The sequence below is a fragment of the Methanoculleus sp. UBA413 genome, assembly GCF_002502935.1.
In the GTDB taxonomy this organism is placed as follows: domain Archaea; phylum Halobacteriota; class Methanomicrobia; order Methanomicrobiales; family Methanoculleaceae; genus Methanoculleus; species Methanoculleus bourgensis.
On record NZ_DAQR01000038.1, the window covers coordinates 1 to 3213 of the forward strand.

Genomic DNA, 3213 nt, shown 5'->3' on the forward strand with positions numbered 1-3213 from the left:
AATGGTCCACTAGTGGACCATTTCACCTTATCTTGCAGGTCTTGATGCAGACCGCCACCTCACGCGAAGCCGCGAAGATCGCGAAGGGTTCCGGTTGGGGGAGGTATACGGACTTCGCGTCTTCGCGCTCTTCGCGTGAGTTGATGGGATGCCAGGTGAAATATTAGATGAAATGCTCCACTAGCCTGCAGTCTTCCGATGCCCGTGCGCTTGCTGCATCAAAACGCCATAAGCTGAAGGGTGTGGTCCGTGCGGCGGAACGTCGACACCACCCGCAAAAGAAGTGTGGAACATGAGATGCCCCAAAGCATAATTGCACGACTCGTGGCGATCCCGGGGGAAGATCCACCTGACCCGGTATTCAGGAGGCCCCTCCAGGAACAGCAGCAAGAGGGGTTCGCTCCCTGATGAGCGGGTAGTTCGCCGCCTCCCAGCCGATAGTGCCGCCAAGGAGGTTCGCGACATGCCGGAACCCATGCTTCTGCAGGATGCTTGCCGCAAGGCTTCCCTTGAACCCGGCATCGCAGTGGACGACGATCTGTTTATCACGGGGGATCTCGTTCAGGTGCTCCTCGAGGTGCCCGACGTAGGTGTGGTGGGAGCCCCGGATGTGACCCTTCTCGTCCCGGTGGCTGATGTCCCGCACGTCAAGGATGTAGACCGACGGATCGTCCAGATGCTCCGCGAGGTCGCCGGGTGACCAGGTCCCGGTCCTCTCGCTCCACTCACCTTGCTTGAACCAGGCCGGAAACCCACCGGCGAGGTACCCGGCGATGTTGTCGTAACCGAGCCGCACAAAGTGGCGCACCACGTGATCAAGATCCAGGTTGAAGTCGTCGACCAGGACGATCGGGTCCTCGTAATTCAGGAAGTACCCCATGAAGAGAGGAAGGCCGGTCCGCCAGATGTTGATGCTCCCGGGGATATGCCCGCCGGCAAAACCTGTCGGTGACCTGATATCGACGATCTGCGCCCCCTGGTCTACGAGGGAGCGGATCTCGCGTGCCGATACAGCCCGCAGATGCGGCAGGTTGTAGATCAGGGGCGGGCCGGACTTGTTGAGTTCCCGCATCTTTGCGAAGTACGGCGGCTCATAGAGCCGTTCGTTCACTTTATACTCGACAAACTCCTTCTTCTCCAGAGAGAGCAATCGGTTTGTCGCTGCTTCAAAACCGATGGTCGTGTACTCCCGCTCACTGATCTTCCCGCCACAGACCGACCCGGCCCCGTGGGCGGGGCAGACGATGACGCCGTCATCGAGGGTGAGGATCTTCTCGTGCAGGCTCGCATACAGCATCTCCGACATCTTCCACCGCCGGTCTTCACCGGCAAGGTCAGTCCTCCCGACCTCTCCGGCAAAGAGCGCATCCCCGGTAAAGATCATCAGCAGAGCGTCGGAGACCGACCGGTCACGCAACAGGAGGGATATGCTCTCTTGCGTGTGGCCCGGTGTCTCCAGCACCTCAAGTTCGACCGAACCGATCCCAAACGTCTCTCCTTCGCTGACACCGGTGCCAAACCCGAACTCCTCCCGTTTTCCATGGAGGATCTCTGCCCCGGTCGGGCGGGCAAGTTCTCGGGAACCGCTGACATAATCCTCGTTTTTATGCGTCTCAAAGATCTTCGTGATCTTCATGTTCCAGGCTTCGGCGATATTCGTGTAGACCTGGCAGTCACGCCTCGGATCGATGACTGCCGCCTCTCCGCCCGCCCCGATGATGTATGAATTATGGGCAAGGATGTCAGACTTTATCTTCTCAAACAGCATCTCCTCATCTCCCGGGAAGTGGATTTTTTCGTTCCGGTCTGCCGGAATGTGGGGAGAGGGTATAAAAAATTACCGGGATCCCGGGAAGAGTGCCGTTACCGCCCGCCACCCGGACACCGGTCAAGCGCGGGAGGGCCGGGGCGCTCACCCGGCCGGGCGGTCCTGACACTGAGGATGTTCCCCACCGCCTTGAACGCGTCCTCAAGCTCTGAGAAGTTCGGGATCCGGCAACTCCGGAGGATGCGCAGGCCGCTCCTGATGCTGTCGCCACCAAGCATGCACCCCACCACCATCTTATCCGTGTTCCGGGAGAGCCGGACAATCTCGTTTGCGATGTGCGCCGGATCGGCGAGCGTGGTCGGCACAGCGATCACAAACGCAATATCCCAGAAGTCCTGATGCTGGATCAGTACATCAAAGAGAGCGGCAAATCGGGCGGCGTCGGCGTCCCCGATGATATCCATGGGGTTTGCGTGGTTCCAGCACGACGGCAGGAACGTGTTGAGTTCACGAAACACATCTTCGGGGAGATCGACCATATCGATCCCATGCGTCTCGGCATAATCGGAGGCGAGGACGGCAAACCCTCCCGCGCTGGTGACGGCTATCGCGCGGTTCCCCTGCGGGTATCCCTCGCTTGCCAGGAGTTCAGCCAGGTTGAAGGCGTCCCGCAGGGTTTTGACCGGGATCACCCCCGCCTGCCTGAACGCCGCGACATACACCTCGTAACTCCCGGCGACTGAACCGGTGTGCGACGACGCTGCAACCCTCCCCTTCCGGGACGACCCTGACTTCACCGCCACCACCGGTTTGCTCTCGGCGACCTCTCTCACGATCTGCATGAAACCGCGTCCGTCCTGGATCTCCTCGATGTAGAGGGTGACCGACCGGGTAGCCTGGTCCTGCTCGGCGAACCTGAGGTAGTGCTCAAACCCGAGGTCCGCCTGGTTGCCGACGCTGATGACGCTTGAGAACCCGAACTCCTCAGGGAGACTCCAGTCGACGACGGTGGTGATGATCGCGCCGCTCTGGGATATAAACGCTACATCCCCGGCCCTCGGCGAAACCGGGTCAAACGTGGCGTTGATCCCCTGGTGCGGCATCATGATTCCGAGGCAGTTCGGGCCGGTGATCCTGATCCCATGCCTGCGTGCGATCTCGACGACCCTCTCCTCGAGAACCGCGCCGTCACCGCCGATCTCCCGGAACCCGGCGGTGACGATGACAGCGAGGCGGACGCCTTTCTCCCCGCACTCCTCCATCACACCCGGGACGAGCCGGGCCGGCACGGCGATGACCGCCCAGTCGACCGGGCCCGGGATATCCACAACAGAGGGGTAGGTCATCCGACCGAAGAGTTCTTTCCGGGCTGGGTTGACCGGATAGAGGTCGCCGGGGAAGGAGAGCAGGTTCCTGAGGATGGAGTAGCCCACCTTGTTCGGGCT

The 3213-nt window shown here is 60.9% G+C and carries 2 protein-coding genes; both read right to left on the minus strand.

The features are described from left to right. Window positions 1-361 precede the first annotated feature (361 nt). The gene (locus tag BP858_RS02850) at window positions 362-1768 is read right to left on the minus strand and encodes an MBL fold metallo-hydrolase (protein ID WP_286878793.1); all 1407 of its coding nucleotides are present in this window, start codon (window positions 1766-1768) and stop codon (window positions 362-364) included. Window positions 1769-1863: 95 nt separating this feature from the next. Then, a partial coding sequence (locus BP858_RS02855; RefSeq protein WP_286878794.1) for an acetate--CoA ligase family protein occupies window positions 1864-3213 on the minus strand: 1350 nt, incomplete at its 5' end.